32 protein-coding genes and 2 tRNA genes are annotated in these 26,260 nt (G+C 35.0%); 23 read left to right on the forward strand and 11 right to left on the reverse strand.

The genetic code is table 11. The annotated features are described in order from the left end of the window. Nucleotides 1-28: 28 nt before the first annotated feature. The 11 genes from HS5_RS13155 to HS5_RS13205 all read left to right on the forward strand — a co-directional run bounded on the left by HS5_RS13155 (nucleotide 29) and on the right by HS5_RS13205 (nucleotide 6,181). A complete protein-coding gene (locus HS5_RS13155) occupies nucleotides 29-898 on the forward strand; it encodes a HesA/MoeB/ThiF family protein (RefSeq protein WP_236751821.1) in 870 nt (289 codons plus the stop codon). A gap of 8 nt (nucleotides 899-906) precedes the next feature. Further along, entirely contained in the window at nucleotides 907-1,836 is a 930-nt protein-coding gene (locus HS5_RS13160; RefSeq protein ID WP_236751822.1) for a flippase-like domain-containing protein, read from the forward strand. Then, nucleotides 1,805-2,824: a single-stranded DNA exonuclease gene (locus HS5_RS13165; RefSeq protein ID WP_236751823.1), complete on the forward strand. Its 1,020-nt coding sequence runs from the start codon at nucleotides 1,805-1,807 to the stop codon at nucleotides 2,822-2,824. The genes HS5_RS13160 and HS5_RS13165 overlap by 32 nt, the downstream gene beginning before the upstream one ends. Next, a complete protein-coding gene (locus HS5_RS14555) occupies nucleotides 2,814-3,068 on the forward strand; it encodes a KEOPS complex subunit Pcc1 (RefSeq protein ID WP_256445548.1) in 255 nt (84 codons plus the stop codon). Before HS5_RS13165 ends, HS5_RS14555 begins: the two co-directional genes overlap by 11 nt. A 25-nt stretch (nucleotides 3,069-3,093) precedes the next feature. Next, a complete protein-coding gene (locus HS5_RS13175) occupies nucleotides 3,094-3,624 on the forward strand; it encodes a 50S ribosomal protein L16 (RefSeq protein WP_236751825.1) in 531 nt (176 codons plus the stop codon). After that, nucleotides 3,621-4,616: a diphthamide biosynthesis enzyme Dph2 gene (gene dph2, locus HS5_RS13180; protein ID WP_236751826.1), complete on the forward strand. Its 996-nt coding sequence runs from the start codon at nucleotides 3,621-3,623 to the stop codon at nucleotides 4,614-4,616. Before HS5_RS13175 ends, dph2 begins: the two co-directional genes overlap by 4 nt. Before the next feature lie 6 nt (nucleotides 4,617-4,622). Next, nucleotides 4,623-5,189: an exosome complex RNA-binding protein Csl4 gene (locus HS5_RS13185; protein WP_236751827.1), complete on the forward strand. Its 567-nt coding sequence runs from the start codon at nucleotides 4,623-4,625 to the stop codon at nucleotides 5,187-5,189. Then, complete coding sequence (locus HS5_RS13190; protein WP_236751828.1) at nucleotides 5,179-5,454, forward strand: DNA-directed RNA polymerase subunit L; 276 nt, start codon at nucleotides 5,179-5,181, stop codon at nucleotides 5,452-5,454. The genes HS5_RS13185 and HS5_RS13190 overlap by 11 nt, the downstream gene beginning before the upstream one ends. Continuing rightward, a complete protein-coding gene (locus HS5_RS13195) occupies nucleotides 5,447-5,695 on the forward strand; it encodes a hypothetical protein (protein ID WP_236751829.1) in 249 nt (82 codons plus the stop codon). Before HS5_RS13190 ends, HS5_RS13195 begins: the two co-directional genes overlap by 8 nt. Before the next feature lie 26 nt (nucleotides 5,696-5,721). Next, on the forward strand, nucleotides 5,722-6,054 hold the full coding sequence (locus tag HS5_RS13200; protein WP_236751830.1) for a transcription factor S: 333 nt from the start codon (nucleotides 5,722-5,724) through the stop codon (nucleotides 6,052-6,054). Nucleotides 6,055-6,103: 49 nt separating this feature from the next. Continuing rightward, nucleotides 6,104-6,181 (forward strand) — tRNA-Arg (locus HS5_RS13205). Nucleotides 6,182-6,540: 359 nt separating this feature from the next. On the opposite strand, the gene HS5_RS13210 is transcribed toward HS5_RS13205, so the two are convergent. Beyond that, nucleotides 6,541-8,505 carry a glutamate synthase gene (locus HS5_RS13210; RefSeq protein WP_236751831.1) on the reverse strand — a complete coding sequence of 655 codons (1,965 nt, stop codon included), beginning with the start codon at nucleotides 8,503-8,505 and terminating at the stop codon, nucleotides 6,541-6,543. Beyond that, on the reverse strand, nucleotides 8,502-10,637 hold the full coding sequence (locus tag HS5_RS13215; protein ID WP_236751832.1) for an FMN-binding glutamate synthase family protein: 2,136 nt from the start codon (nucleotides 10,635-10,637) through the stop codon (nucleotides 8,502-8,504). Before HS5_RS13215 ends, HS5_RS13210 begins: the two co-directional genes overlap by 4 nt. A 681-nt stretch (nucleotides 10,638-11,318) precedes the next feature. Here HS5_RS13215 and HS5_RS13220 point away from each other — a divergent pair. Further along, nucleotides 11,319-11,885 (forward strand): hypothetical protein, encoded by a 567-nt coding sequence (locus HS5_RS13220; protein WP_236751833.1) that lies wholly within the window; start codon nucleotides 11,319-11,321, stop codon nucleotides 11,883-11,885. A 319-nt stretch (nucleotides 11,886-12,204) separates the two neighbouring features. On the opposite strand, the gene HS5_RS13225 is transcribed toward HS5_RS13220, so the two are convergent. Continuing rightward, nucleotides 12,205-12,301 (reverse strand) — tRNA-Pro (locus tag HS5_RS13225). A 180-nt stretch (nucleotides 12,302-12,481) separates the two neighbouring features. Between HS5_RS13225 and HS5_RS14600 the strand changes: the two genes are divergently transcribed. Next, nucleotides 12,482-12,691, forward strand: coding sequence for a hypothetical protein (locus tag HS5_RS14600; RefSeq protein WP_346729569.1), 210 nt, complete (start codon nucleotides 12,482-12,484; stop codon nucleotides 12,689-12,691). Here the strand turns inward: HS5_RS14600 and HS5_RS13230 are convergent. From HS5_RS13230 to thpR, 3 genes are read right to left on the reverse strand one after another with little or no spacing between them, the layout of a single operon-like run. Next, nucleotides 12,681-13,307: a serine/threonine protein kinase gene (locus HS5_RS13230; RefSeq protein ID WP_236751834.1), complete on the reverse strand. Its 627-nt coding sequence runs from the start codon at nucleotides 13,305-13,307 to the stop codon at nucleotides 12,681-12,683. The two genes, HS5_RS14600 and HS5_RS13230, sit on opposite strands and share 11 nt — an antisense overlap. Then, on the reverse strand, nucleotides 13,262-14,515 hold the full coding sequence (gene cca, locus HS5_RS13235) for a CCA tRNA nucleotidyltransferase (protein WP_236751835.1): 1,254 nt from the start codon (nucleotides 14,513-14,515) through the stop codon (nucleotides 13,262-13,264). Before cca ends, HS5_RS13230 begins: the two co-directional genes overlap by 46 nt. After that, nucleotides 14,512-15,060, reverse strand: a complete 549-nt coding sequence (gene thpR / locus HS5_RS13240) for an RNA 2',3'-cyclic phosphodiesterase (RefSeq protein ID WP_236751836.1) — start codon at nucleotides 15,058-15,060, stop codon at nucleotides 14,512-14,514. The genes cca and thpR overlap by 4 nt, the downstream gene beginning before the upstream one ends. 39 nt (nucleotides 15,061-15,099) lie before the next feature. Between thpR and HS5_RS13245 the strand changes: the two genes are divergently transcribed. Together HS5_RS13245 and HS5_RS13250 are read left to right on the forward strand one after the other, a co-directional pair. Next, nucleotides 15,100-15,630: a nucleoside monophosphate kinase gene (locus HS5_RS13245; protein ID WP_256445593.1), complete on the forward strand. Its 531-nt coding sequence runs from the start codon at nucleotides 15,100-15,102 to the stop codon at nucleotides 15,628-15,630. Beyond that, a complete protein-coding gene (locus HS5_RS13250) occupies nucleotides 15,627-16,064 on the forward strand; it encodes an RNA-binding domain-containing protein (RefSeq protein ID WP_236751838.1) in 438 nt (145 codons plus the stop codon). Before HS5_RS13245 ends, HS5_RS13250 begins: the two co-directional genes overlap by 4 nt. Here HS5_RS13250 and HS5_RS13255 read toward each other — a convergent pair. Genes HS5_RS13255 through HS5_RS13265 form a run of 3 tightly spaced genes read right to left on the reverse strand, consistent with a single transcriptional unit; the run spans nucleotide 16,061 to nucleotide 18,734 of the window. Then, nucleotides 16,061-16,930 carry a ribonuclease Z gene (locus tag HS5_RS13255; RefSeq protein WP_236751839.1) on the reverse strand — a complete coding sequence of 290 codons (870 nt, stop codon included), beginning with the start codon at nucleotides 16,928-16,930 and terminating at the stop codon, nucleotides 16,061-16,063. The genes HS5_RS13250 and HS5_RS13255 overlap by 4 nt on opposite strands. Next, complete coding sequence (locus HS5_RS13260; RefSeq protein ID WP_236751840.1) at nucleotides 16,927-17,859, reverse strand: TRM11 family methyltransferase; 933 nt, start codon at nucleotides 17,857-17,859, stop codon at nucleotides 16,927-16,929. Before HS5_RS13260 ends, HS5_RS13255 begins: the two co-directional genes overlap by 4 nt. Next, nucleotides 17,856-18,734, reverse strand: a complete 879-nt coding sequence (locus HS5_RS13265; protein WP_236751841.1) for a ribose-phosphate diphosphokinase — start codon at nucleotides 18,732-18,734, stop codon at nucleotides 17,856-17,858. Before HS5_RS13265 ends, HS5_RS13260 begins: the two co-directional genes overlap by 4 nt. A 52-nt stretch (nucleotides 18,735-18,786) precedes the next feature. Between HS5_RS13265 and HS5_RS13270 the strand changes: the two genes are divergently transcribed. Genes HS5_RS13270 through HS5_RS13305 form a run of 8 tightly spaced genes read left to right on the forward strand, consistent with a single transcriptional unit; the run spans nucleotide 18,787 to nucleotide 23,159 of the window. Continuing rightward, nucleotides 18,787-19,551: an ATP/GTP-binding protein gene (locus tag HS5_RS13270; protein ID WP_236751842.1), complete on the forward strand. Its 765-nt coding sequence runs from the start codon at nucleotides 18,787-18,789 to the stop codon at nucleotides 19,549-19,551. A gap of 40 nt (nucleotides 19,552-19,591) precedes the next feature. Beyond that, entirely contained in the window at nucleotides 19,592-20,326 is a 735-nt protein-coding gene (locus HS5_RS13275) for a DNA polymerase sliding clamp (protein WP_236751843.1), read from the forward strand. Then, nucleotides 20,292-21,275, forward strand: coding sequence for a DNA primase small subunit PriS (gene priS, locus HS5_RS13280; protein ID WP_236751844.1), 984 nt, complete (start codon nucleotides 20,292-20,294; stop codon nucleotides 21,273-21,275). The genes HS5_RS13275 and priS overlap by 35 nt, the downstream gene beginning before the upstream one ends. After that, the gene (locus tag HS5_RS13285) at nucleotides 21,265-21,708 is read left to right on the forward strand and encodes a hypothetical protein (protein WP_236751845.1); all 444 of its coding nucleotides are present in this window, start codon (nucleotides 21,265-21,267) and stop codon (nucleotides 21,706-21,708) included. Before priS ends, HS5_RS13285 begins: the two co-directional genes overlap by 11 nt. A gap of 9 nt (nucleotides 21,709-21,717) precedes the next feature. Continuing rightward, complete coding sequence (locus HS5_RS13290; RefSeq protein WP_236751846.1) at nucleotides 21,718-22,005, forward strand: 50S ribosomal protein L44e; 288 nt, start codon at nucleotides 21,718-21,720, stop codon at nucleotides 22,003-22,005. Then, on the forward strand, nucleotides 22,002-22,202 hold the full coding sequence (locus tag HS5_RS13295; RefSeq protein ID WP_236753591.1) for a 30S ribosomal protein S27e: 201 nt from the start codon (nucleotides 22,002-22,004) through the stop codon (nucleotides 22,200-22,202). Before HS5_RS13290 ends, HS5_RS13295 begins: the two co-directional genes overlap by 4 nt. A gap of 1 nt (nucleotide 22,203) precedes the next feature. Beyond that, a complete protein-coding gene (locus HS5_RS13300) occupies nucleotides 22,204-22,992 on the forward strand; it encodes a translation initiation factor IF-2 subunit alpha (RefSeq protein ID WP_236751847.1) in 789 nt (262 codons plus the stop codon). Further along, complete coding sequence (locus HS5_RS13305; RefSeq protein ID WP_236751848.1) at nucleotides 22,989-23,159, forward strand: RNA-protein complex protein Nop10; 171 nt, start codon at nucleotides 22,989-22,991, stop codon at nucleotides 23,157-23,159. Before HS5_RS13300 ends, HS5_RS13305 begins: the two co-directional genes overlap by 4 nt. A gap of 4 nt (nucleotides 23,160-23,163) precedes the next feature. On the opposite strand, the gene HS5_RS13310 is transcribed toward HS5_RS13305, so the two are convergent. After that, nucleotides 23,164-25,440, reverse strand: a complete 2,277-nt coding sequence (locus HS5_RS13310; RefSeq protein ID WP_236751849.1) for an STT3 domain-containing protein — start codon at nucleotides 25,438-25,440, stop codon at nucleotides 23,164-23,166. A 78-nt stretch (nucleotides 25,441-25,518) separates the two neighbouring features. Next, entirely contained in the window at nucleotides 25,519-26,199 is a 681-nt protein-coding gene (locus HS5_RS13315) for a hypothetical protein (RefSeq protein ID WP_236751850.1), read from the reverse strand. Between the last annotated feature and the right edge of the window lie 61 nt (nucleotides 26,200-26,260).

Raw genomic sequence — 26,260 nt, forward strand, 5'->3', positions numbered from 1 at the left:
CTTATTTAATAAATTTTCATTATTATATATGGATAGGTTTTCTAGGCAGTTATTGGCCCTTGGAATTGACGTTCAAGATAGAATTATGAACGCTAAAGTCTTGATTGCGGGTTGCGGAGCTTTAGGTAGTTCTATTGCAGAACTTTTAGTCAGATTAGGAGTAAAAGAATTAAAGATTGTAGATGCTGACGTTGTAGAATTGAGCAATTTACATAGAACTCATATTTTTACTGAAAAAGATATAATGAAACCTAAGATTATTGCTTGTAAAGAATATTTAGAGAAGATAAACTCTGAAGTGAAAATTGAGCCAATTTTCGACATCATAGATGAAACTAATGCTGAAAACCTTGTAAAAGATGTTGACGTTGTTTTTGATGGACTGGACAACGTAAATTATAGGCTTATCCTTAATGATGCATGCGTAAAATACGGAAAACCTTTGATTTATGCAGGAATTTCTGGAGAATATGGCAATGCTAAATTAGTTATTCCTGAAAAGACTTCATGCTTATCATGCTTTTTGCAACCATTAGATATTAGAAACGCTTGTGATATAATTGGAACTACTACTGTGGTTCCTAATTTCTTAGCATCCATTCAAGTTCAGTTGTTTATAAACTATTTAAGAGGTTATTCTAAAGATGAATTAATACTTGTAGATTTGAAAGAACTCAGAATCGATAAAATTAATATGAACAGAAATCCGAAATGCGAGGCTTGTTCTCTTCACGAATATAAATATTTAAAAAACATGGAAATAAATTGTGGTTTAACTAGGGTTGAAAAGGCTGAAGGCGATAAGATATTTTCCTCTAACGGTACTGAATTATATAAGTGTAACGGCGATTATATCATTTGCTATAACCAAAAATGTTTTAAAAAGAGGATAGCGTAAAAATGCGGATGAATTGGAAAAACATCATCACAGTAATACTGCCTTTTCTAGCGTTGCTCATTTACTCATTAATATTCCATGTAAATATAATTCTGGCACTAGATAAAATTAATTATATAGTGATATTAAGCTTTTTAACGGCATATATACTACAAATGTCTATTATTGCATTAAGAGATAAATATATTGCAGAGGTATCCTATAAAAACGCATTTAAAGCCAGATTATTCGGCAATGCAAGCTCACTGTTAATTCCAGGCTGGGCAGGACAGGAACTAGCAAGGGCTGCTATTTATAATTTAGAAAAAAAGAATTTAATAGAAAGTTTAAGCTTATCTATTGCAGAAGCCCCTTTCGACGTTATTTCCGGTGCAATATTATTTATAGCCATACTTCCGCTAAAATTCTATTATCTTGAGTTTCTGTATATTTTAGTGGCATTGGGCAATATAGTAGGATGGAGTATAGGTATAACTTACGTTTATTCAACCGCAGGAAAACATGTTGAAACGGAAAAGAGGCTAATGAGACTAATAAAAATAGATCAGTATTATTTCCTTTTACTACAAGGAAAGGATAGTATAAAAAACTCAATAGGAAATAAGAAATTTACAATGTATATGGCCTTGTCTTTTCTAGGATATTTAGTGTTAAGCGCTGGTTTATATCCTCTAATTCCTAACTATTTTTACGATGTCCTAGTAACAATGGCTTACTTTGCGGCTACTCTCTTCCCTATACCTGGAGCCTCAGGAGTATCAGAATTAGCATTAGCTATAGTAATTCCTTCTTCTTACGTTTTCGATATAGTTATACTAGAATATGCCAGTTATGCTCTAGGTTCTATTTTCCTGAGGGAAATCAGTTTTAGTGAACTTAAAAAAGATATAGATAAAATAAAGAAAGATGGAGAACTTTATAAAAGAGCCGACCCTTGAAGAAGCAAAGAAACTAATAGAAAGTATTAATAAAGAAGAAAGCATATGCATAAAAATTCCTTATAATGTTGATGCAATACTTTCTGCCTCTTTAATTTTAAAATACATGGAAAAATCTTCCGCGATATCATTTTCCTCTACCAATTGTGAATTAGAATTTATTCAAAATAATGGAGGTAAGTCTATTAGATTCAAAAATACTGAAGTGTTTATAGGAAATTCTTCTTTTTCGTCTGTAATTCCAATAACTACTGATGATATTCTGCCCATCTTAACTGGAATTTCATCAGACGCTATACTTGAAAGGAGGAATTTTACGGACTGGGAAGTCTCAGTTATGAAGAATTCCGAAAATTTGGGAGTAACTATTGAGAAAAACTTAAAAATTCCTTCTTATCATAACGCTCCGATTTTCCTTTCACTTATCGAGTCATTTGATCCTTATATACCTACAATTACTGGAAATAGAGAGAATTCAATATCACTAATAAATGAAATAGGAATAGATGAACTCTCTAAATTAACAGAACTTAATGAAGGAACTTTAAACACATTGATCTTCAAGGTTGTAAGCTTAATAATGAAGATAAATCCAAAAGTCACTAGAGATGATATAATAACTGATAGAGTCTTCTACCTGGATTATGATTCATTAGAGCTTGCCTTTTCTTTCATTTATTTCCTAGACAACTTAGGCTCAAAAATTTTGGTAGATTTTGCTTTAAATCCGCCCATAGCAAGGATATTAATCAATAAATTTAGAGAAATTATAAGTAAAGGTTTTTCAATAGGAGCTATAAACGAGGATAAAAAATTCTTTATTGTAGATAGTAATCTAAAATCACCTACCCTTTTACAGATAATTCTATTGCAAGAGCAAAAGATAAGGAAGGATAAGCCAATAGCAATAAAAGACGGTAACAAGTTATTATCATCAAGGTATTTTATTAACACTGAAAAAGAAGGCTTGATAGAAGTTGAGAGCTGAAATTAGTATACAAATACAAAATCGATATGCAAAAGAAATAATAAACAGTCTAAAAGTAGATAATATAAACATACCGAAAGGCATGGAAATCGAAATGAATTACAACGAAAATTGTGCTGATATAAAAATATCAATGGAAATTTCCTCCCCTAAAGATATATTAACTTTGAGAAACACTGCTGATGAAATTCTCGAGCATGCAAATTTAGCTATAAACATCCTAGAAAATAAGAGGATAGCTTAAATATCTCTTAAGTTAATTAAAACATATGCCGTTAAGACCAGGTAAATGTTACAGGCACTTCTCCGGGCCAGCCTATACTAGAAAGGAATACATACCAGGTGTACCAATGCCAAAAATTACAAAATTCACTATGGGTACTGCAAATAAGGATTACGATTATGAGATAAGGATGATTGTAAAAGAGATAGGACAAATAAGGCACAATGCATTGGAAGCTGCTAGAGTAATGGCTCTAAAGAGGATTTCAAAACTAGTAGGAAACGAAACTGATTTCTTCCTATGGGTGCTGAAATATCCGCACCATGTTTTGAGGGAGAACAAAATGATGGCTTTCGCTGGGGCAGATAGATTACAAGATGGAATGAGGTTATCATTCGGCAAACCTATAGGAACTGCAGTAAGGATAGTAAAGCAGGGAGACGTGTTAATGCTATTGAGAGTTAAAAAAGAACACTTAGCCTTTGCAAAAGAAGCTTTCGAAATAGCAGCTAAAAAACTGCCGTTAGATGTAGAAATACTTATTACTCCCTTAAAGCAGGAGGCAAAAAGTCAGTGAATTATTTTTTTGACGAGAATAAGGTAATAGAGGAAATAAAAAAGAGGAACGCAAGAAAAGTTTTGTTACAATTTCCTGAAGGGTTAAGATATTTTTCAACTGAAATTGTTTCCGCATTAGAAAATAGATTAAAAGATGTAGAATTCGTTATTTCAGGAGAATCAAGCTGGGGAGCCTGCGATATAGCAGAAGATGAAGCAGAAATACTAGGTGTAGATTTAATTATACACTTTGGACACACGCCTTACACATGGTATTACCCAAAGTTTCCAACAGTATTCATACCTACTGAAAGCAATTTAAAAATTGAAGAAAAAGCGATAAATGACGCTAAAGAGCTAGCTAAAAAATATCACCCCAGAAAAATTTCATTATCAGCTACTATACAACATGCAAAGCTCTTGCCAGAATTAAAAGAACACTTTAACGAATTTCAAGTAGAAATAGGAAAACCTTCTAATCCCTTTATGCTAGACGGTCAAGTATTGGGTTGCGATTATAAAGCTATACCTTCAGACGTGGATCTTCACATTAATATTTCGGGCGGCGAATTTCATGCTTTAGGAATAGGACTTTACACCGGAAAGCCAGTAATTAATATTGATCCTTATACAGAAAGGGCAGAAGACTTGACTGACGAAATTAACAAAATTCTAAAGATAAGGTATTCAAAAATAATGCAAGCTCTTGATGCAAAAACATGGGTTATAATTCAAGGAATTAAGGTAGGGCAAAATAGGCCTCTAATGGTAAAGTATTTTGAAAAGAAGTTGAAAGAAAAAGGATATACAGTTTATGTTATAAGTAATAAGGTACTTAGCGTAGATTCCTTAAGAAATATTGACAGGAGTTATATAGACGCTTACATAGTAACATCTTGTCCTAGATTACCTACTGATGATTTATATAATTTCGAAAAGCCGGTGCTAACCCCAGGAGAGGCTAGAATGGTTATAAATAATAAGTTAGAACCATATATTTTCCCTTGGTAATTGAAAATGAAAAACCAAGGAGAGATAACTTTCCCTGGAGAATTACTAGGTGTGATTGAAGAGTTTTCTGCAGGTGAAGGATCCTATGAGGAAGACGGAAATGTCAGATCATCGACTATAGGAAAAGTATTTTACGATATGATAAACAGGAGGAGTAATGTACTCTCTCCTAAAAAATCTATAATGATAAACTTGAGAAAAGCGAAATACGTTTACGGAATAGTGAACTTAATAAAGGAAGACGTTGCTAACGTTGATATTGTAAGCGTGGAAGAAAAATTCATAACTCCTATTTCTGGACTTTTACATATTTCTCAAATAAGCAATAAAAGGATAAATTCGATTTTAGATGCAATAAGACTGGGAGATGTAATAAGGGCAAAACCTTTAACGTTTGTACCTCCCATTAGTTTGACAATAAAACCTAAGGATCTTGGAGTAATCTTTGCCCAGTGCTCAATTTGCGGGCATATGATGGTTAAATTAGATGAGGAACACTTAAAATGTGTATATTGCGGTAATGTAGAACAGAGAAAAGTAGGAAACTACATGGTGAGGAAATATGCAAATTAAAGTATTAAAATCTACAGATACTTATGCAGAAATTGAAATTGAAGGAGAAGAACATACTTTAGGTAATCTTATAGCAGGAAGCTTAAGGAAAGTCGAAGGAGTAATTTATGCTTCATATTATCAGCCCCACCCGTTAATTACTTCAATAGTATTAAAACTCATGACTAATGGAGAAATTAAACCAATGGACGCAATTAAGAAAGCTATAGAAATTGCAGAAAATTATACTAATAAATACTTAGAGGAAATAAAGAAAATTGAATAAAAAAGAAAGAAGAACTGCAGTGCTCGTTGAAGGAAAGATAACCGCTATTTGTGTATTTAGAGGGCAATTCTTAGAACACCTTTTTTTAGGAAAAACAAAGAATGAAGTGCTTTTACAGTTCAAGAATTCTTCTGTAAGTAAAGAAGTCAACGATTTTTCCTCTTCATCATCTGACCTTGAAGAAGTGTGTAGATTTATAGTGGAAAAGATATCGCAAAAAATAAATAAAGTAAATTCTTAGTTTAATGTATTGTCAGGCGATATTCCATGAAGTTCTGTCCCAAATGTCATTCTATGATGGTACCTAGAAAAATTAATGGTAAAAATGTATATAAATGTCTAAAATGCGGATATGAAGAAGAAATGAAATCTTCAGAAGTAATAACTACAAAGATAAAGCACTCAGAAACTGAAAAAACCTTGGTTTTAGAAGAAGAAGAGATGCCACAAGGAGCACAAAAAATAAAAGGAGTAATATGCCCCAACTGCAAAAACGATGAAGCCTACTTCTGGATATTACAGACCAGAGCTGCAGATGAGCCCGCAACAAGGTTTTACAAATGTACTAAATGCGGTAAGGTCTGGAGAGAATACGAGTAAAAAAGTAAACGTAAATCTTATTTTATTCTTTAGATAATGCAGATAATGTGGACCCGTAGCTCAGCCAGGATAGAGCGCCGGCCTTCTAAGTCGGTGGTCGCGGGTTCGAATCCCGCCGGGCCCGCCACATTAGGGGGATACCCCCTAAAACCCCACTTTTCAATTTAATAAAAGTCTCTACAACGTCAATTAATGGAGCGACGTAAGTTTACCTCATCTTATCGTTTTCATCCTCTTATTTGTAAACATAATACCTTCTTTACCTTTCTCTTAAGATATACTCATCGTATTTAATAACTTACCTTATCTTTTAACAAATTGTTTCGAAGTATATTTAAATATTTAGAATTACAGTCTTTTAAATATTTAGGAAAGCTCATTGTTATTTGAGCAACCGTACTGAGAAGAAACTTCATTTAGCTCTAATTAAATCCTTAACATTATAAGTAACAGCGAATTATGCAAAGGGAAATTTCTAAAAATAAATCACTTATGTAAGGACGATGTAACTACTGTATACTTCTCCTTAAGTAATTCAACAATCTCCTCATTCTGATTAGTCTCAGTAACGTAGTCCTTAATTATTGGAGTCAACTCTTTAATTTCCTCTTCTGACAACTCTCTATACTCATATATTGGAATCCCTACTTTCTCCTCAAACAGCTTTTGAGCATATTTCTTAGCCTCTCCATCCAACTTCTTTACAACCTCCACGTAAGGCATATCTTTTAATTCGTTATATTCATCTTCAGAAATCATATTCTCTAGCAGTAAAGCCTTGAGGAACCTAACAATTTCCTGCCTGCTAGGCTGTAGACCAATCTTTTCAGAATTAATCTTACCTCTAATATAAATTCTTCCTCCTACCATCCCAGAACCCACATAATTACCTACAGGCTCTCCTTTAATTCCCAAGCCTAGAACTAGAATTACTCCTCCTGCCATATATTCGCCTAAGTAGTCATCAACCATACCGCCTATAACCAAGTAAGGTCTTTTATTCATATATTCCCTCATTTGAATTCCTACTCTATTGCCAGCATTGCCTTTAACGTAAATGTAACCTCCTTGAAAAGTTTGAGCTAAGACATCTCTTGCATCACCGTGGATCACAACTTTTCCTCCCTGCATTGTGTCACAACAATCGTCAGCAACGTTGCCGTAAACGTGAAATACGTTATTCTCGTTCAAGTTAGCCATCGCATTACCTACAACACCGTAAAGGCTTAGTTTAAGCCCGGCTCTAGGAAAGTTCATGCCTATGAATCTGTGACCTAAAAGGTTTATTACAGTAATTTCCTTCTTTCCAGTTTTAGCAACATCCATTATTGCCCTATTAACGTCTTTATACCCCAATCCTTTAGCATCTATATCAAACTTCTCAGCATGAAATGTAGGAGTAGAAAAAGACGAGAGCTTGATGACGTCACGGCCTGCGTTTACTAAACCCTTAATCAAGGAAGCTATGAAATAGTTGCCTGGCTCTAAAGTCCAAACTCTTGCGTTAGGATTTAATAGTCTAATTTGGTTTTCCTCACTTGCAATGTAGTAGTAATTCTCGTCCTCACCTATAATAACCGGTCTGAACTTAGCTCTATCAGCTATTCCTAACATGAACAAATCTTCTCCAGAATTATAACCTATAATAGCAGTAAAAGGCCCGTCAAGTCTTGCATTTCTGTAAATGTAGTCCTCTCCTACGTTTAGCTTTCCAAACCTCCTAGAGGGATTTGCCAGTATTCTTGTTGCTTCCTCTACACTTAGCCCTTCACTTATTAGCTCCTCAAAAAGGAACGCCATTACCTCACTATCTGTACCTACGAAACCTCCCCAACCTCTAGACTGTAAAAACTCAACGTTAGCCCCGAAGGAGCTTACATCCCCGTTGTGAACAATTGCCACATCAAATGCTGAGAACGGATGAGACCAGTAAGGATAACTTCCGGGAGAATTTGTAGGTTGTCTCGTATGAGCAATCCACATGTCTCCCTCTACGTCGTAAATATTATACTGCCTTGCTATATCTGCAGGATACCCAACTCCTTTATATACTTGAAGAGACCTTCCTGCACTATATATTCTCCCTTTCTTTCCGTTGTTCCACAGTATCTCATTTATATTCCTCACAGTTTTCTTTAGTGAAGCTATGCTCCCTAAGGAGATTTCAAAATTGCAGTCACATAGTTCTCCTATATATTTTTCCTGAAGACTGTTTATCCTAATGCCCTGATCCTCTATTTCCCTCTTTATTTCTTCTCCGTCTCCGAAGTAAAATGCCTTAACGTAGTAAGAATTTCCCTCCTTAAGGTTAAATACTGCAAAACCTGCACCTTTATCACTACCTCTATACCTTACAATGTCAATAGCATTAGTGACATCCTTTCCCTTAATTTTAGGGGCATCCTTCTTCCTTAATATTCCAAAGACTCCACATCCAGAAGGACTGATCATAGGGAACCAGCCTGCTTAACCCTTATTCTCCTAGCAATATAGGAGTTCAAATTAACTGCCCTAAGCAACTCTCTATTTCCAGTAAGTGAAGATTGAACACTATAGATCCCTGCGGCTCCAGCCATTAACGCAATCTCCTTCTTTATACCAGAAATTAAATTGAAAGCTCTCTCCTTTAAATTCCCTTTGCTTCCCTCACCTATTGCAATCTCTAGGATTTGATAAGGCATAATGACTGTATCTGATCCTAATGCTACTAGTTTAAACACGTCTGCGGAATCCCTTAATTTTGAGGACTTTGCAATAATATCAAATTTATTCCTTACTCCTGCCTCCTTAAGCTTCGTGTCAACGTCGGAAACCATTACCTCTAAGTCTTCATTAAGCATGTCTTCATCAATTATAAAACCAAGAATTCCTTTATTTACCAGAAGTTCCTCTACCTCATCCTCAGACTTCAAAACTAAATAATGACCTTCTTCAATATTATAACTCCAGTTTATTTTACCTTTACCATCACTGCTGAAGCTTATTTCGGAATACTTCGCTACAGTCTCGTCAGTAAATATCATTGATCCTAGAGCGTAAGAAGCCCAACTAAGGCTTTCTGCAATTTCCTTAGAAGAACCTATCACGTTAAAGATTACAGGCAAGGACAAGTAAACCTTTCCTTTGTTAAGCAGAAAACTCGTATCAATATCTTCCCTATAAGGATCTATAGGAGGTCTAGTAACTTGCGCTCCATCAGTCCTTAACCAATCCAATACTCTTGCAGGCTTTTCAACGTCAGGAGGAGATGTACTTCCCATACTTGTAATTGTTGGCTCACCTTTGTTTATTAACTCGTGTAAATGGAACTTTCTCCTCTTATTCCAGAGCTCTCCCAGCTTTGGATTTAATTCCTCAGACTCGCCTTCTATGCCCAGAATGGATAAAACGTCCCTAGATAATCCTAAACCATAAAGCAGATCCCTTCTCCCTTTCAATTCCTGAATTGAATTAAAACCCAAATTGTCTAGGATATTTGCAAGCTCTAATGAGAATCCGTTAACAAAATTAACTAAAGTCTTTACTCCAAATTCAGTCTCGAATATCCTGGTTCCGTCTATTTTGTTGGTCAACGCTGTTGGACAAGAGCCTATGTGACACTTATGAACCATTACACAGCCCATAGCAACTAGTGCCGCAGTACCTACGCTCACAATATCTGCGCCTAATGCTATCAGTTTTGCTGCATCAGTTGCGTCTGAAATCCTACCCGCTGCAATTATTGTAAACTTTTCCCTCAATCCTTCCTTCTTTAATACACTATCTGCTGAGGCTATTGCAAGCTCTATAGGAATACCTAGATTATCCCTTATAACTTCTGGCGTAGCTCCAGTTCCGGCACCGTGGCCGTCTATTATTATTCCGTCAGCCCCCATTCTTGCTACTCCCGAAGTTATATAAGGAATATAATTTGTTGCTGCAACTTTAACAAAAACTGGCTTTCCGGTAGCCTCTTTTAGAGCTTCTATCCTCTGCCCCAGATCTTCTATCGAGTATATATCGTGGTGAGGAGCTGGAGATATTGCATCTATACCTTCAGGAATCCTCCTAGTGAGGGAAATTGCTTTAGTTACCTTGCTTCCTGGAAGGTGACCTCCTATACCAGGCTTTGCACCTTGACCTATTTTTATTACTACTCCTAGCCCTGCATTTAATACATCGATATCTACACCGAACCTAGCGGAAGCCCACTGGACGAAAATCCTCTTATGTTTTGCAACTTCAGGATGAAGACCACCTTCTCCTGTTCCGGCTAAAGTCTCTGTTAAATCTGCAGCTTTGGCTATTGCAATATTAGGATTTCCGCTTAATGCTCCGTAAGACATATCCCCTAGGTAAAGGGGAGTCGACATCTCTATTCCAGAAAATGTAAGGTGCGTACTAGCTAGAGGCTTTTCAACTAATCTTCCTTCTATATTTTTAAATTCTATTCTATCCAATATTCTTAAACTGTTTCTTCTTTTTTCTAAAATTTTGTAAGGCCTACCAGTTGTGGCTAAGTGCCTAATATGCTCTATTTTATCAACTGTCCAAAATTCTGAATCTGTCTGTTTAGGCAATGGTAAATACGCCTTAATAATCAAAGCGAATCAAAAAAGAATGTGTCAATATTGTTATATATGTGTTTATGAGAATTATAGACGTAAATTATGGTTCGAATTAAGGTAAATGTCTAATGATATAAGGATAATTATGGTAATAACTTAGAACTAAGTTATAGTACATTATAAACTATACTTCGATATAACCTTATAGTCATGAAAACTATTTACTTTAATGATGTAAGCAATAAAAAGATTCTGTTAACTGACAGTAGCCTAACTAATAATTTTACCGCTTAAAAATTTGAAAAAGATTTTACTACATACACATAACATATACTTAGTTATAATTTATAAGGTCAAAATATCCACGTTATACACATATCGCCCGCAAGGAGAAGACCTTGTCCTTTAAAGTCTCAGAGAGTACGAGATGCCTGGATATTAACTAGTATTTATATTATCTTTAGACCTTAATCAAGCTAATGAGAGCAACGTTAAAGATCATAAGAAGTTAGAGAGCACTTAAGAATTAAAATTATATGGACTTTAGATTTTCAGACTAAAAAGAAATATAATAGGGACATATTTAGCTATATTACTACAATAAACATTGTTCCACGATTATTAACTATAAAAATAGAATATAATGAAAAAGCATATTAAAATTCACCTTATTATACTACTAGCAAGAATATATATTAGATAACCATAAATATCTTTATGGGATTTCCATTCTTTGGACAACAACCTACATTCGGATCAGCCCTTTGCGGAGGTTCTATAGGATTAGGAGGAAAAACAATGACAGTACCTATTCAGTATCCTATAGACATGCAATACGTAGGACAACAGATATCCTCTTACTTAACCGGAAGAGGGTTTCAAGTTAATCCAATGATAAGTCAGAATATGGCAGTAATTCAAGCTAAACATTCTAGCTTATTAGGCTATTTCACTGATTCAAACAAAGCATATACTATAAGAGTCTGTCAAGGACAAGGCATGGTAACTGTTGAAACAGGCGTGGCTAACTGGATTCAAGATCTAGTACCATTAGCAATGGGCGGAGGTTTCTCATTCTTTAGTGATGAAATGCTACACAATAAACTATTAAGCATACTTGGATTAGGAGGGACTGCTTTTGACGCATATCATGTGTACCAACAATATACCGGGGAAGATCAACTACTCAACTTCGTAGCACAAGTAGTAAGTAGTGCACCTCCAGCTCAAGGAGGTTATCCAGGAGGGGGATATTCGTCACAAGGAGGTTATCCACCCTACTAAGATACCTTAGATTTAAGAGATAACAATAAGATTCTCGAATTATTATCTTCTTTCAGTACTTAATTGTTATAGCAGAGATAAACTAAAAGTGTGGGAAATTTAAAAATAGAAATATTTTGAAAATATAGAGACGGTAGTTGAATAAAAAGCAACGTAGATATAAATTATATCTTGAGGGAAAGAAAAGGGCGGTATTATGTTTACAAATTAGAGAATGAGAACGGTAAGACGAAAGAGACTTACGTAGGTCCATTAATTGATGTTGCTGAATCATATCTGAAAATGAAAGAAATTGGGGTTTTAGGGGTATCCCCTAATATGGGGCCGCCGGGATTTGAACCCGGGACCACCAGCGTTCTGGTGGTTAGGGATTTATCCCCAGGCTGGCATCCTAGTCCTAGCTAGACTACGGCCCCAATTATAGTTGTTACATTTTCATTTAAAAATCATTCCCCATATAATACTTTGAGAGAGAGGGATACCCGAAAGTATTAAACTATTCGAAAGCGTTGTAATACGCTCATAATATTCTTGTCAAAACTCTAGGAGTTAATATAAATTGCTTTTCAGCATATTGTAGTTTTAGGTGTTGTAAAATTCCGGTAAGATACATTTGCAAAAATTGCGGATATGAACTATATAGATTTGAAAAAGTAGGACAAGACTTTTACGGTGTAAGGACTCCATCAGAAATAAAATCAATATACGGAGGGAAATGTCCAAAATGCGGACATCCTTTAGGAGTACCTTCTTTAAGCGAAATTAAAATCGCATTAAAGAAAAAAGCTGTTTTGGCTACTTCTTAATAAAATCAATAATTTCTTCAAAACCTATCTCATTTCTTTTATATTTCTCAGCTAATTGATAAAATCCAAAAGCAGATAATATTTTAGTTACATTCAATGATCTTTCCTTTATTGAGGCAGAATCATAATCTATAATATAAGTCCTTGATTGAGTAACTAAAACGTTTTTCCAAGGTCTTGCTATCTCTTCATGTTGTACATGAATATTCTCTAAATGCTTAGCCCTAAATAGTAAGTCTTCCAAATATTTTATATCAGTTCTAGTAAGCCCTCTACCATTTACATACTCCATAACAATATAATTAACGCCATAATCGAATACCTTAGGAGCTGAAGGATAAGAGACGCTTTGAATTTTTGCCTCTAAATCTAAACTATTCTTAGGAGAATCAGTACGCCTTATCTTAGCTACCTTACCTTCACCTATATAAACAACTATTCCCGTCTTTCCTTTACCTATAACGCTAACTTTACCTAGATTAACTCTGCCAAAAGAATAAGCATAGCAGATTCCTGCGCTCTTCAACTCCTTTTCTACTTCCTTGGAGTAAGCTGGATAAATAAAATTCCTTATTTCAACCAGCTTGGAGTTTTCCTCAGGAAGGCTTTTAAGCATGGCTCCTTTGGCTCCCTATCTAACCAATATTGTTCAACAGCCTTATAATTATATTTAAGAGAGATAGAAGATTTAACAATGTCCTCAATTTTCTCACTTTTTCTTTCTTTAATTGAATAAAGTTTTCCATCATCTCCTACCCACACATTATCGTTCTTACTGATAAAATCATCTAAATCCATATAAAATGGAGGCCCTTGATTTAGCTTATACTCGCCTATTTCTTTGCTTTCTAACTGCAATACGAATACGATATTCCTTGTATTTCCATAAGCTTGAATGTCCATAATTCTATACCCGTAATTTTTTAGTAAATTAAATATTTTCTCAGTAGATTTATTTACTTGACCCCAAAGTAAATCTTCTACTACATTATCATCTAAAATTTCTATCTTAGTAACTAAGATGTCTCCTTTTATTTTGTCACCTAAAGGCTCGGGAGGAAAGAAGAATTTCTCTGAAGGATTTTTAAGGAAATACCTAGCAGCTATTGAAAATTCTGCTAATTTCTTAAGGGAGATTGCAGCACCTGCATTTCTTGAAGGATCTACTGGATCTGGTAAGATAAGAGGACATTTAAATTCCTTTTCTGGTTTCACAATTAGTATTTTAACAGGAGGTTTCCATTTTGATGCGTCCTTCAATACTTCTAGAAAGCTACCAAACTTTACTACAAGTAACTCATTAACATAGCCTGAAAATCCTCTAATCTTTATTTCGGCTCCGTAAACTCCAATTCCTTTCATAAACCTCTTTAATAACCTTACTTCATCCTTTTGTTCTTCAGTTAAATGAGAATTTATAAATTCCGTGTGGAAAGGAGTCCTATCCACTGCTGTAATAGGCTTCTCTCCTTCCTCAATTTTTAATGCAGGAACTATATCAATCTCTAATCCTTTATGACTAACAATAAGATAAGGATGTTCAGCATAGGCCATCGTAATATTGAAATCTGCCAATCTATCCTTTAATATTTTAATTGCCTCAGTAGATACGTATTCCTTTCCTACACTTTTTGGAAAGAATACAAATACGTCTACATCAGCATCATTCTTTAACCAGGTTCCTTTTCTAAAAGATCCATGAATTTCAGCGTCTAATCCTTTAAGCCTTTCAAGAACTTCGTTTACTATTTGCTTAATTTCGTCTTCATCTTCCTTTGTTGGTTTGATTTTATACAAAACGTTTTTGAGAATTTCATCGATCATTTTCCTGTCACTCCCAGTATCTCATCATAAATAGGACCTTTAGGCGTTAAGGTGCTCTTATAAAGTATAACTTTATCAACTATAAAGTCTCCGAAATAGTCATCATAATGTTGCTTAATAATATTTGATAAATTGAGGAGATTTGAGGGACCTTTAACCCTGCCCAAGGTTATGTGAGGAACGAATTCCTTCTCGTCTTCTGGCCTTATTCCTCGATTTTTAAGTTCTTTTAAAAGGAAAGACCTTATTTCCTTAAGTTGAGGAAAACCTTCTGAAATTCCTACCCATATCACCCTTGGCTTTGTAATACTGGGAAAAGTTCCCATTCCTTTCATTACAACTTTAAATTTATTAAATTGAAGAGAAGAAACGGCTTCTTTTACTAGATCTACTTTATTGTCAAGTACCTCACCGAGGAAAATTAAGGTTATATGTATATTATCTGCCTCTACAAGCTTTATATCAGCTCCACTTAATTTAATTTCATTATAGATTTCGTTCAGTTTTTGAAATTGTGGAACTTTTATTGCAATGAATAACCTCATGCTTTTAAACCACTATGAAGAAGAAAATGGTGGTCACTAATTAATGTAATTCTTATAACTGGAATGCCTGGATCAGGTAAGACACTCTTTGCTAACGTGTTAAAAGAAAAAGGATTTTACATAATCTCCATGGGTGACGTCTTGAGAAAGAGGTACGAAAAAGATGCAAAAATAGGAGAGAGAATGATGGACTTCGCTAAAAGAATTAGAGAAATATATGGAGACGGAGTAGTAGCAAGACTGTCAATGGAGGAAATCACACCTAACATGGGCAGGGTTGCTTTCGAGGGAGTAAGAAGCCTTGCAGAAGTTGATGAATTTAAGAGATTAGGCAGTCCTATAATAATCGCAATTCATTCTCCCCCTTCAATAAGATACGAAAGAATGATGGCAAGGATGAGATCTGACGATTCCAAGAGCGTTAGTGACTTAAGGAGAAGAGACCTTGATGAGATAAAGTTAGGAATAGGCGGAGTAATAGCCCTTGCAGATTACATGATAATTAATGACTCCACAATAGACGAATTTAAGAAGAGAGCAGAAGAAGTTATATTAAGGATTATAAAATGACAAAAATTATCGTAACTGCAGAAGTTAGACCTTCAGAGGATGAGGCAAAAGTTTTGACTGCTATAGTGAATTTCTTTGACTATGAAAAAATAACAAGAGAAAAACGTGGAGATTATATTACTGTAATTATAGAAGAATCAAGAACCCTGAAGAGCTTACAAAAATTTCATGATACATTAAGAGAAGAGAAAATATTAGATGTTGCAAGAAAATATTTGAGGAGAGGAATTTCAGATGATTCAATTTCATTTATGCTCCACAAACAAGCTGCGGCAATAGGTGTTATCTCCTTTATTGACGATGAAAAAGAATCTCCTCTCGGTCCAATTTCATTTTATATAGAGCATAAAAAACCTAATGAGGTTGTAGACTGGCTAGCTCCTAGAACTGCAAAGGGTCGTCCTTTATGGGAAAATAAGATCCCTGAGGATTAATCTTTCAAAATATAATAAGATAAATCTTCCGGTAGGAAGGATTTCCAAAACGTCTTTCGTGCTGTTTCCTCCATAATTCTAGCATCCTTATATCTTCCACTAATGTGAACAAGAGCTAACCTTTTTACTCCTGCTTCTTTTGCTACAGTAGCTGCATCAGTAACAGTAGAATGTCCATATTCCTTTGCATCTATATCATCTAAAAACGTGGAATCATGAAGTAACAAATCTACACCCTTAACAGAATTTATTACACTATCGCAAATCGCAGTATCTCCAGTATAAGCAATTCTTAACCCTTTTCTTGTTATTAGAAAATCTTCAGGATATAGTTTCTTACCGTTAAATACAACCTCTTTTCCTGCCTTTAGTTCCCTAATAATTCTCCAATCCTTTATACCCTCTTTCATTAACCTCTCCATATCAATATTCTTCCTATCCTTTTCTTCTATTAAATACCCTTGAGACTTAACTACGTGGCATGTCTTGAATGGAGTAATCTTAACTTCATTATCTTCATAACTGTTAATATATTGTATTTTAAAAGGTGGTTCAAAGTAAGTTTCTTCAAAAGTTTTATTCAAAAGGTCTTTTACATCGCCCATTATGTACAATCTATCTTTTCTACTGTACATTCCCAGAGTTTGAATTAATGAAGGCAAACCAAGCACATGGTCTGCGTGAAGATGAGTTATTGCTATGAGATTTATTGCCATAATATTAAGTCTGTGGTTAATCATTGTTATCTGAGTACCTTCTCCGCAATCCAACAAAACATTAAACCCTTGTCTTCTTACTAAGAACGCAGGGAGACCTCTTTTAGAGGGCGCACCGCCGCCCGTGCCTATAAAATAAACTTCTATCACGGTTTTTCCACCACGTATATTCCTCTCGATAAGCTCTTATGCAAGTAAATAAAATGAATAGAATCAACTTTTAGCCCTGAACTTTTAATCTTATCCCTCCAATCAAACTTAGAATCTGTGGCAAAAACCAGTTTCCCTCCTTTCTTTAGAATCCCTGCAGAAGTGAAGAAAAGAGACTCGTATAGTTCCTCGAATTTTACATCTTTTGCATTTACAGACCTACCGTAAGGAGGATCAGTAATTACTGCATCTATGGAATTCTCCCTAATAGGGAAGTTACTTATATCCTCTTGAATTATCCTACATTCATAGTTAAAATATTTTAGATTATATTCTGTTTTCTCAATCATTTTATTATCAATATCCCCTCCTATACAATTATAACCCATCCAAGAAGCTTCAAGTAATATAGAACCTACGCCAATAAAAGGATCAAGAATTGTTTTCTCAGGATTAGCTAAGTTAACTAAAAGTCTTGAAGTATAAGCATCCATAGTTCCAGACTGAGAATAAGGTTTTCTAGAATGGATTTGAAGGCTTTTTGAATCCCTTTCTTCTTCTCTAATGCCTGCTAAAATAATACCATCAGTAAATATTAGATCCAATTTATCACAATTTTTACCGAATTTCGTACCTTTGATTATTTCTTTATAGAGGGCAGGAAATACGTCCTTATCTGAATTCATAATAACGTTAGGTTTTACGCTAAAGCATTTTCCCCTTATTTTTTCATTTATCTCTCTAGGATCATCTGAAATTGTTAAAACTTCTCCTATTGCCTTAATTGTAGAAGATCTTTTTGCAATGTTTTTTACATTTCCTTCAAATAATGCTAACCCAGTAAGATAAGAAAAAGGTCTCTTTAACAGAGCCTTAAGCTCTGCCATGGAGATGAAAAGCTCATCTGCACTCAATATAGCGTACTTCATAGTTTGACAGCTATAAGATCTGAAATATCAGCAACTTTAACGTTATTATTTTCAATTTTAATGCTATTAGTCCCTATAATGGATTTTATTCCAGATTTTGTAAGTTTATCATACGCATCGTTAACCAGCAATACATGAGTTGCAGCAGCTATCACTTTTCTAGCACCTAAATTATAGGAAAGCTGGGAAGCTTGGGCCAAAGTTCCGCCAGTACTTATTATATCGTCTATCAGAACTACATCCTTATTGTGCAGATCAAGATTGGGAGCTTCCTTAATCCTTACCTCCCCAGTAGTCCTATCTCTTTCCTTCTCAATGTGAGAATAAGGTGAGTTTAACTCTTTGGCTAGCCTTTCTGCTCTTTCTAAAGCTCCCCTATCTGGTGCTAGAATAAAAGGATTTTCTACTTCCTTTTTAACTTCTCTAGCTAAAGCAGGAGTAGGATCTACAATCTTAACGTTACCTTTAAAATAAGAGATGATGGCATCGGGCTTATGAGGCTCCACAGTAATTATTTCATCACTTCCACTTTCATAAATAAGACTTAAGACGATCTTGAGGCTTAAAGCTTCTCCATCTTTAAACCTTCTATCCTGCCTTGCATAAGCCAAATATGGTACTATAGAAATAATCTTGGTTGCGCCTAAGTTTTTTACAGCCTCTATCATTAGAAGTAATTCCACTAAATGCTTATCTTGAGGATAGTAAGTCGATTGAACTACTACAACTTCTTCCCCTCTAACGGTTTCTGGAATTCTAATATAAGACTCTCCGTCTGGAAATATTTTATGTTCAGCTTTGATAAGCTTTACATTAAGCATTTCTGAAAGTTTTTCGTCTATTCCGTTTGAGGCCGGTCCTCCTATAATAATCATTAGTTATAAGGTGTTAGACAGAGTTTTTAAGATTAAAAGTCAAGTTAATATAATGTATTATATTTTCTTCACTGGAACAGCCGGTTCAGGTAAAACAACTTTAGTAAAGGAATTTCAGGACTATCTTCTTGACCAAGAACTTGATACTGCAGTAATAAACTTAGATCCCGCAGTTGAAAAGCTACCATATACTCCAGACTTCGATGTTAGAGATTACGTAGATGCCTTTGAAGTAATGGAAAAATACGGATTAGGCCCTAACTCTTCATTGATAGCTTCTATAGACCTTTTAATGGCAAAAGCTGTTGAAATAAAAAATGAGGTAAGCCAAATAGAGGCAAATTACGTTTTGATAGATACTCCAGGGCAAGTTGAGCTTTTCGCGTACAGAGATACCGGAAGATTAATTTCCTCACTTATAGTTGGCGATAATAAAGCAGCTAACATATTCTTAATGGATTCCTTCTTAGCTAAAGAAGCTAGAACTTACGTGTCTTTATTGCTTTTATCTAGTGCAATAAGGTTTAGGATGAATTTGCCACAAGTTAACGTGTTGTCAAAAATAGACCTTTTAACTCCTAAAGAGTTGGAGGAAATAAAAACTTGGAGTAACGGAGAAGAACTCATAGATAGATTAGGAGAAGTGGATGATTACTCCTTCGAACTTATAAGAACTTTGATAGAAAGCCTTGATTCTGCTCCTGTTCCTATCTCATCTACAACTGACGAAGGCCTTGATGAGCTTTATGCTGAATTACAAAGGATATTCGCAGGAGGAGAAGATTATTTAACAGAAGAGAACTCTCCTAGACTTTGAGCTTAACAAGTTTTAAACTTTAGATTTACTATTCTTAATTATGAAATTCAAGGCTCTTGACGCTCCTGCGTTTGTATATATAATAAAAACAGTATCAGAGTTCATGGATGAAGGCGCTATAGTCTCAACAAACGATGGAATAAGGATAAACGGAATAGATCCTTCAAGAGTAGTGTTTCTAGATATATTTTTGCCTGCAGGATATTTTGAAAACTATGACTCAAAAGATAAGGAAGTAATAGGTGTAAATTTAGAAGATTTGTCTTCTGTACTTTCAAGAGTAAGGAAAGACGATACACTAAGCTTTGAAGCTGAAGGAAGTAACCTTAAGATAGTAATAGAAGGGTCATTTCAGAGAATTTTCACACTACCTTTACTATCTATGGAAGAGCAGAAAAATCCATCTCTTAATTTAGAATTTCCGTTCAAGGCAAAACTACTTACAGTAACTTTCTCTGACGTCATGTATGGTTTGGCAGATTTGGGAGACACATTGATTGTTAGTTCAGAAGGAGGCAAATTATACCTATCTGTAGAGGGTGATATGGGAGAATCTAAAGTAGAACTTTCCACAGATAATGGAGCGCTATTAGAGGCTAGTGGTAATGACGCAAAATCCACTTACGGTATGGAATACGTTCTAAATACCACAAAAATGGGTAAAGCTTCAGACACTATGGAGCTGTATTTCGGCTCTCAAATTCCTCTAAAGCTTCACTACGAACTTCCTCAAGGAGGCTATGGTGAGTTCTATATTGCTCCAAGAGTTGAATAAAATTATTCTAATGTTATTTAAATCATATTACGATAAGGCAGAACTTGAGCTTCCAGAAGACGTGGAATTAAGGGAATTTGCCCTTCAACCCTTTGGTAAGGATACTTACGTTAGACACCTATCTTTTTCCTCTGCTTTAGAATTAAAGAATTTTTTACTTGAAAATGTTCCATTGCACTTATTTTATTCTACTGCAAAATATCAAATTCCGTCAGCAAAAGAAATGGATGAGAAAGGATGGATGGGAGCCGATTTACAGTTTGATATAGATGCCGACGAATTGTGTGAAGTAAGGAAAATTAATTTTTGCCCAGTATGTGGAGCAGAAGTAGAAGGTGAAAAATGCCCTAAAGATAATGCCGAAACTATAGAATTTGTTGAGATATCAACAGAATGTATAAATAAAGCGTTAGAAAATACTTTAATAATCAGAGATATTCTAAAGGAAGACTTCGGCTTGACTCCGGAATTATATTTCTCAGGAAATAGAGGTTTCCACGTTTATGTAAAGTGTAGCGGTGATTGCGCCTTACTTGACTCAGACGATAGAAAAGAAATTGTAGATTATATTAAAGGAATAGGAGTTCCAAAGTACTCTTCAGCTTTATCAACAGATCCAGGTTGGGCAGGAAGAAAGGCTAGAGGGATACAAGGAACTGTAGTAGATGAAGAAGTAACTATAGATGTAAAAAGATTATTCAGAATTCCTAATTCAATACACGGTAAATCAGGTTTGCTTGTAAGGAAAATAGAAGGCAATTTTGAATTCTCTGAATCTTTATCTCCTTTTTCGGGTTATGTCACTTTTTTACCCTACATATCTGGTAAATTTCAAATATTAGGAGAAACTTTGGAACTCTCTAGGGGAATTCCTATTAAGTTAACTGCATCATTAGGTGTTTATGCTCATTTAAAAGGTTTAGGAGAAGTGAAATTATATGTTAGATGAACTCCTAAATAAAGAAATATCGACAGAAAATCCTACTGAAATTCTAATTTCAGATATTCAGAAGATCTCTCAAACGTTAGCTAAGATAAGAATAAGTTACGATGATGAAGTTCATAAGAATGAGATAAAAGTATATGAAGAACTCGCGGAGTCGTTATTTGAAGTTAGGTTAGGTAAATATCTTGAAGATAATCAGAAAGGTAAAGGATTCGATGAATTTGTGTTTAACATTCTGGATAAAATTAAGGAACTATATATCTCTCTCTTGAGTGGAAATTTAATCTTCAATAACGGTAAGATATTATGCAAAGTTGATACTAACACTGTGATAAACAGTATGGAATTAAAGAAAGGCGACTTAGTATTTCTTGAATTGCAAAAAGCATTAGCTTTATGGACCGCAGAATATATAACTCCGTGTAAAATAGTCTAAGTGATAATTATGAAAGTTCCCAAGACGATAACTACATATTGCCCTAAATGCAAAACTCATACGCCTCACTCTGTATCTCAATATAAAGGAGGAAAAAGAAGGACATTATCAGAAGGACAAAGAAGGTATGATAGGAAAAACCTAGGATACGGAGGTCAAAGAAAGCCAGAACAAAAGAGGTTTGCTAAAGTAACAAAAAAGGCTGTTCTAATGTTAAAGTGCACTAAGTGCGGTTACGTAATAATGAAGCCTGGAATGAGGATAAAGAAAATGGAGATAGTAGAGGTGGCTAAATAATGAGGAAAACTAAGATTCTAATTCCAGAACCTAAAGGGAAATTCATTAGAGTTAAATGCACAAACTGCGGTAACGAGCAGGTGATCTTCAGTCACTCGACTTTTCCTGTAAGATGTCTAGCCTGCGGGACACAATTGGCTTATCCTGTGGGTGGTAAAGCAAAAATAGTTGGCGAAATAATTAAAGAACTGGGTTAAAATGATATACAATAGGCATCCTCTCCCAAGAGAAGGAGATATTTTAATTGCTACCGTAAAACAAGTTTTCGATTATGGAAGTTATGTTACATTAGATGAGTATGGGAATTTACAAGCTTTCTTACCTTGGAGTGAAATAAGCACTAGATGGGTTAAGAATATTCACGATATTGTTAAAGAAGGAAGAAAAATAGTTGTTAAAGTTATTCGTGTAGATAGAAGGAAAGGAACAGTAGATGTCTCACTAAAGAAAGTTAACGATGATGAAAGAAGGAAAAAGAACGCAGAATGGAAGAAACTTCAAAAAACTGATAAAATACTTGAGCTAGTTTCTCAAAAACTTGGAAGACCGGAAAAGGAAGCCTGGGAACAAGTTGCTTGGAAATTAGAAAGCAGGTACGGAGACGTTTATGATGTATTACAAAAAGCGGCTAAAGAAGGAGACAAATTTCTAAGAGATGCAGGAGTTCCAGAGATGTGGATAAAGCCTTTAGTTGATGAAGCTTCTAAACACAATGAAGAGAAGAGAGTAAAAGAATCAAAAGTAGTTGTAGTTAAAACGTTAAATCCAGAAGGGGTAGAAAAAATCAGGAGCTTGTTCGGAAAGGCTATAGAAGATGGAGAAGATACAGAGTTTGTAATAAAGATTTACACGATAGGTGCTCCTAGATATAGAATAGATGTAATCGGCACTGAACCAAAGGCTGTTACAGAAAGACTAAATTCAGTTGTGGAAAAATTGCAGGAAATAGCTAAAGATGAAGGAGTAGAAGTGAGCGTTCAAAAATGACATGGCTATTAAAGAAATGCCCAAAAGATGGAACTTATACGTTTCAAGATAAATGTCCTAAATGCAATGCTAAAACTATAATACCCCATCCTCCCAGATTTTCGCCAGAAGACAAATATGTTAAATATAGAATAGAAGCTAAAAAAGGTATTAAATTAAATTGCTAATTTTTTATCCGTAGTAAACTTGTTCTGAAACCATTGTACCAGGTTGTACGAATTGATATATCATTACCATCATGTACGTCATATAATTAGGACCTGCAACCCATGGGAATAGCGCTACATAAACTGGCTGGAAGTAAGCCATATGAATTTCTGGAAATGGAGTTCCTGGAGCTAATTGTAATCCAGATGAAGTAAACTCTAACTCGCTACTGAAAGGAGCTATTACTGGGTCACCCGTTCCCTCTAAAGCTTCTACGAACATATTGACAATCAATGAATTATATGCTTTAGAAGTCCATGCAAATGGATAGGCTTGACTTATAATACTGTAAAGCTCATTTAACTCTGTAGACACACTTGGATCGTACGACGCTAGCTTACCTAGAGTTGAATTTAAGTATGATACCTCAGAAGTAATGAGACTAGTATTTAGATACTCGTTTACTGGATATCCTGCAATCACAGTCATTGCTCCCATTGCTTTGCCTATATCTCCCAGCGATGTCGTATATCCTAGAAATTCTCCTCCTAAATCAGATGGATAACCTATGTACCATTCTTGTCTACCACTAGAATTAACTAAGGTAACTGCGTCATATGCAACTATATAAACTGGAATAGTATAATTAGGATTACCGTAAGGATATAAGTGGAAATCTTTTTCTAGTACATCTGCGGCAAAAGTCTCATTATTTAAGAACATTTCAGCCATTAGCTTTATTTGAGTACCGTTAAGCGTGTTATTCTCATCAATAACGCTTCTATTTCCTACAACTTCCTCCCAATAACCGTAGTCCCACCAGCTTAATACAAATGCATGAGGACAAGTTTTCTGGTTTATCCAATCTAATGCTGAAACCCAAGCATAGTTAATTATAGGATAAGGACTTGCGGAAGTTACTATCTCGTTCGGAACATTACTCATTGTTATTGCTGCACCAGCATCTGCAACAAGCGAAACACCTACTAAAGATAACACCAAGATTGGGATAATTTTTGATTTATATTCTTTAGTTTTATCTATAAGGTAGAATACTCCTGCACCTGCTAGCGGAGCAATAACGTATGCAGTATAATTAAAGAGATAAGGTTGCTCAGATGTACCATATATACTAATTACACCTAAAACAAGTAACCAAAGTCCTGCAAGGTTGCTCTCTCTTATTAGATAATACATACCAATAACAGAAAGGAATAACGCTATACCAAAATCTGTAATCATTGATGTTATTGCTTGGGGAATATATTCTGCCACGGTCTTATCTATGGGTACGGTAACCTGATAAAATGGGTTAACTATTGCATAATATCTAGAAGGAATAGGTATTATTCCTAAGAAAGAAAGACCAACAATTGCTACAACAAAAATGAAAACTGCGCTTGCAGTTATTAAGAGTGCCCTAGAATCAGAAATTTCCTTAGGTAGTATATTCCTTAAATGTAAATCTAAAAATAATAACGCACCAATTACTAGCAATGAAAGACCGTGCGCCAATCCTGAGAGGAATCCAATACTGTTAGGCGCCCAGGATGTTAAAAACGCTGTTACTATTGCCATTAAAGTAAAAGCCTTTGCTGTTTCCTCGTTATTCCTATTAAGTAAAATTAACAAGAAAGCTCCAGCCAATAAGCTTAAATCTATGTAAGTAGATCCTCCCCAAGATACTTCTGCTAAGAATAACGGTATTCCTGCAAAGGCTCCATACATAGGTTTCTTCTTATCTATAGCTAAATTCAGTAGATAAATGGAAAATAATACGAACACACCCCCCCAAGAGTCCTTCGGCAGACCTCCTACTATATTTTTCACTGTTAATGCAGGAGACACTGCTATTATTGCTGCAGCTATGAAACCACCTATTCTACTTTTAGTTAACCCAGAAACAGCAATATAAGCTGCCGCTACTCCTAATCCTGCTAATCCGACATATAGGAATAAGGTAACAGTATATACTGCGTTTGCTCCGAAAGCTGAATAGAACGGTAAAGAGAGAAGTGCAACAATAAAGGGTAAACCTATTGTATCTCCTAATTCTATGAAAAATCCCCAAGGGAACCAAGCGTGCACATCTGGAGGAACTGCATACCAGTTACCGTGGGCTTGAGCAATTAGCAAGGCGTTGTAGAATAAATACCAAGAGTCAAACCCGTTAACTCCTAAAGGATATTGAGAACTTAAAGATCTTATTAAAATGGACACTAGAGCAATCCCAGCTACTACTGCTGTATCAATAATGTTTGTCCGCTCTAAGATCCTTGAGAGTGTTTTTGTAGACTGCATAAGCCCTTTTCTAATAAATATCAATATAAACTTAATCCAAGAAGTTGTTACAATAAAAATATTCAATGTATTAAATTTTTATTTTAATTTTATCTCAAGATTAACGTCTCCTAATATTGTAACCTTATCTCCCTTTTTAACTTCAAATGGTCCTATGAAAACTCCAGAAGAAACATAGCCATTAACTTCTCCAAGTTTCGAAATAAGCCATTTAACCATGTCTAAAGGACCACCGTAAATAAAATTAGGAACTCCCCTACCTACCAATTTGTCATTTATTAACATCTCTACTCCTTTAACAGGTAAGGAAAATTTCTCTCCTATGTAAAGTCTGCCTGCAGCGGAATCATCAGCCTTTAGCTGTAGAGCGTTTAAATTCCACGTATTAAACCTTGTAGCTGGCAATTCTATACCTAATCTAGTTTCCTTAATACATTGAGGAAAGTTATCTTCTCTACAAGAATCTGCGAGGAATACTACTTCAACTTCCGCAAAATTATGATTAAACCATAGCTCTATTTCTTTTTCTGCAGTAATCATTGGTTTTGTTAGTATTCCATACATTGGTTCTTTACCGTGAAACCTCTCTAAGTGCTCTTTTGTAACTAAGGAAATCTTATAACCGCCTAAACTTTCTTCCTCAACAAGCATAGAAGTGAATTTTTTAAAAATCTCATCAGCTTCTTTTTCATTCACTTCAAAAGGTTCGACCTCTTTCCTAGCTTTATATGCCTCAAAAAGTAACTCTGCCTTATCCATGATATAGAGAATGTTCAGAATTATTTAAATTTTGTACTAAGTTTATTTCGATTAAAAGCCA

Origin of the sequence: Acidianus sp. HS-5 (assembly GCF_021655615.1) — an archaeon.
Classification (GTDB): domain Archaea; phylum Thermoproteota; class Thermoprotei_A; order Sulfolobales; family Sulfolobaceae; genus Acidianus.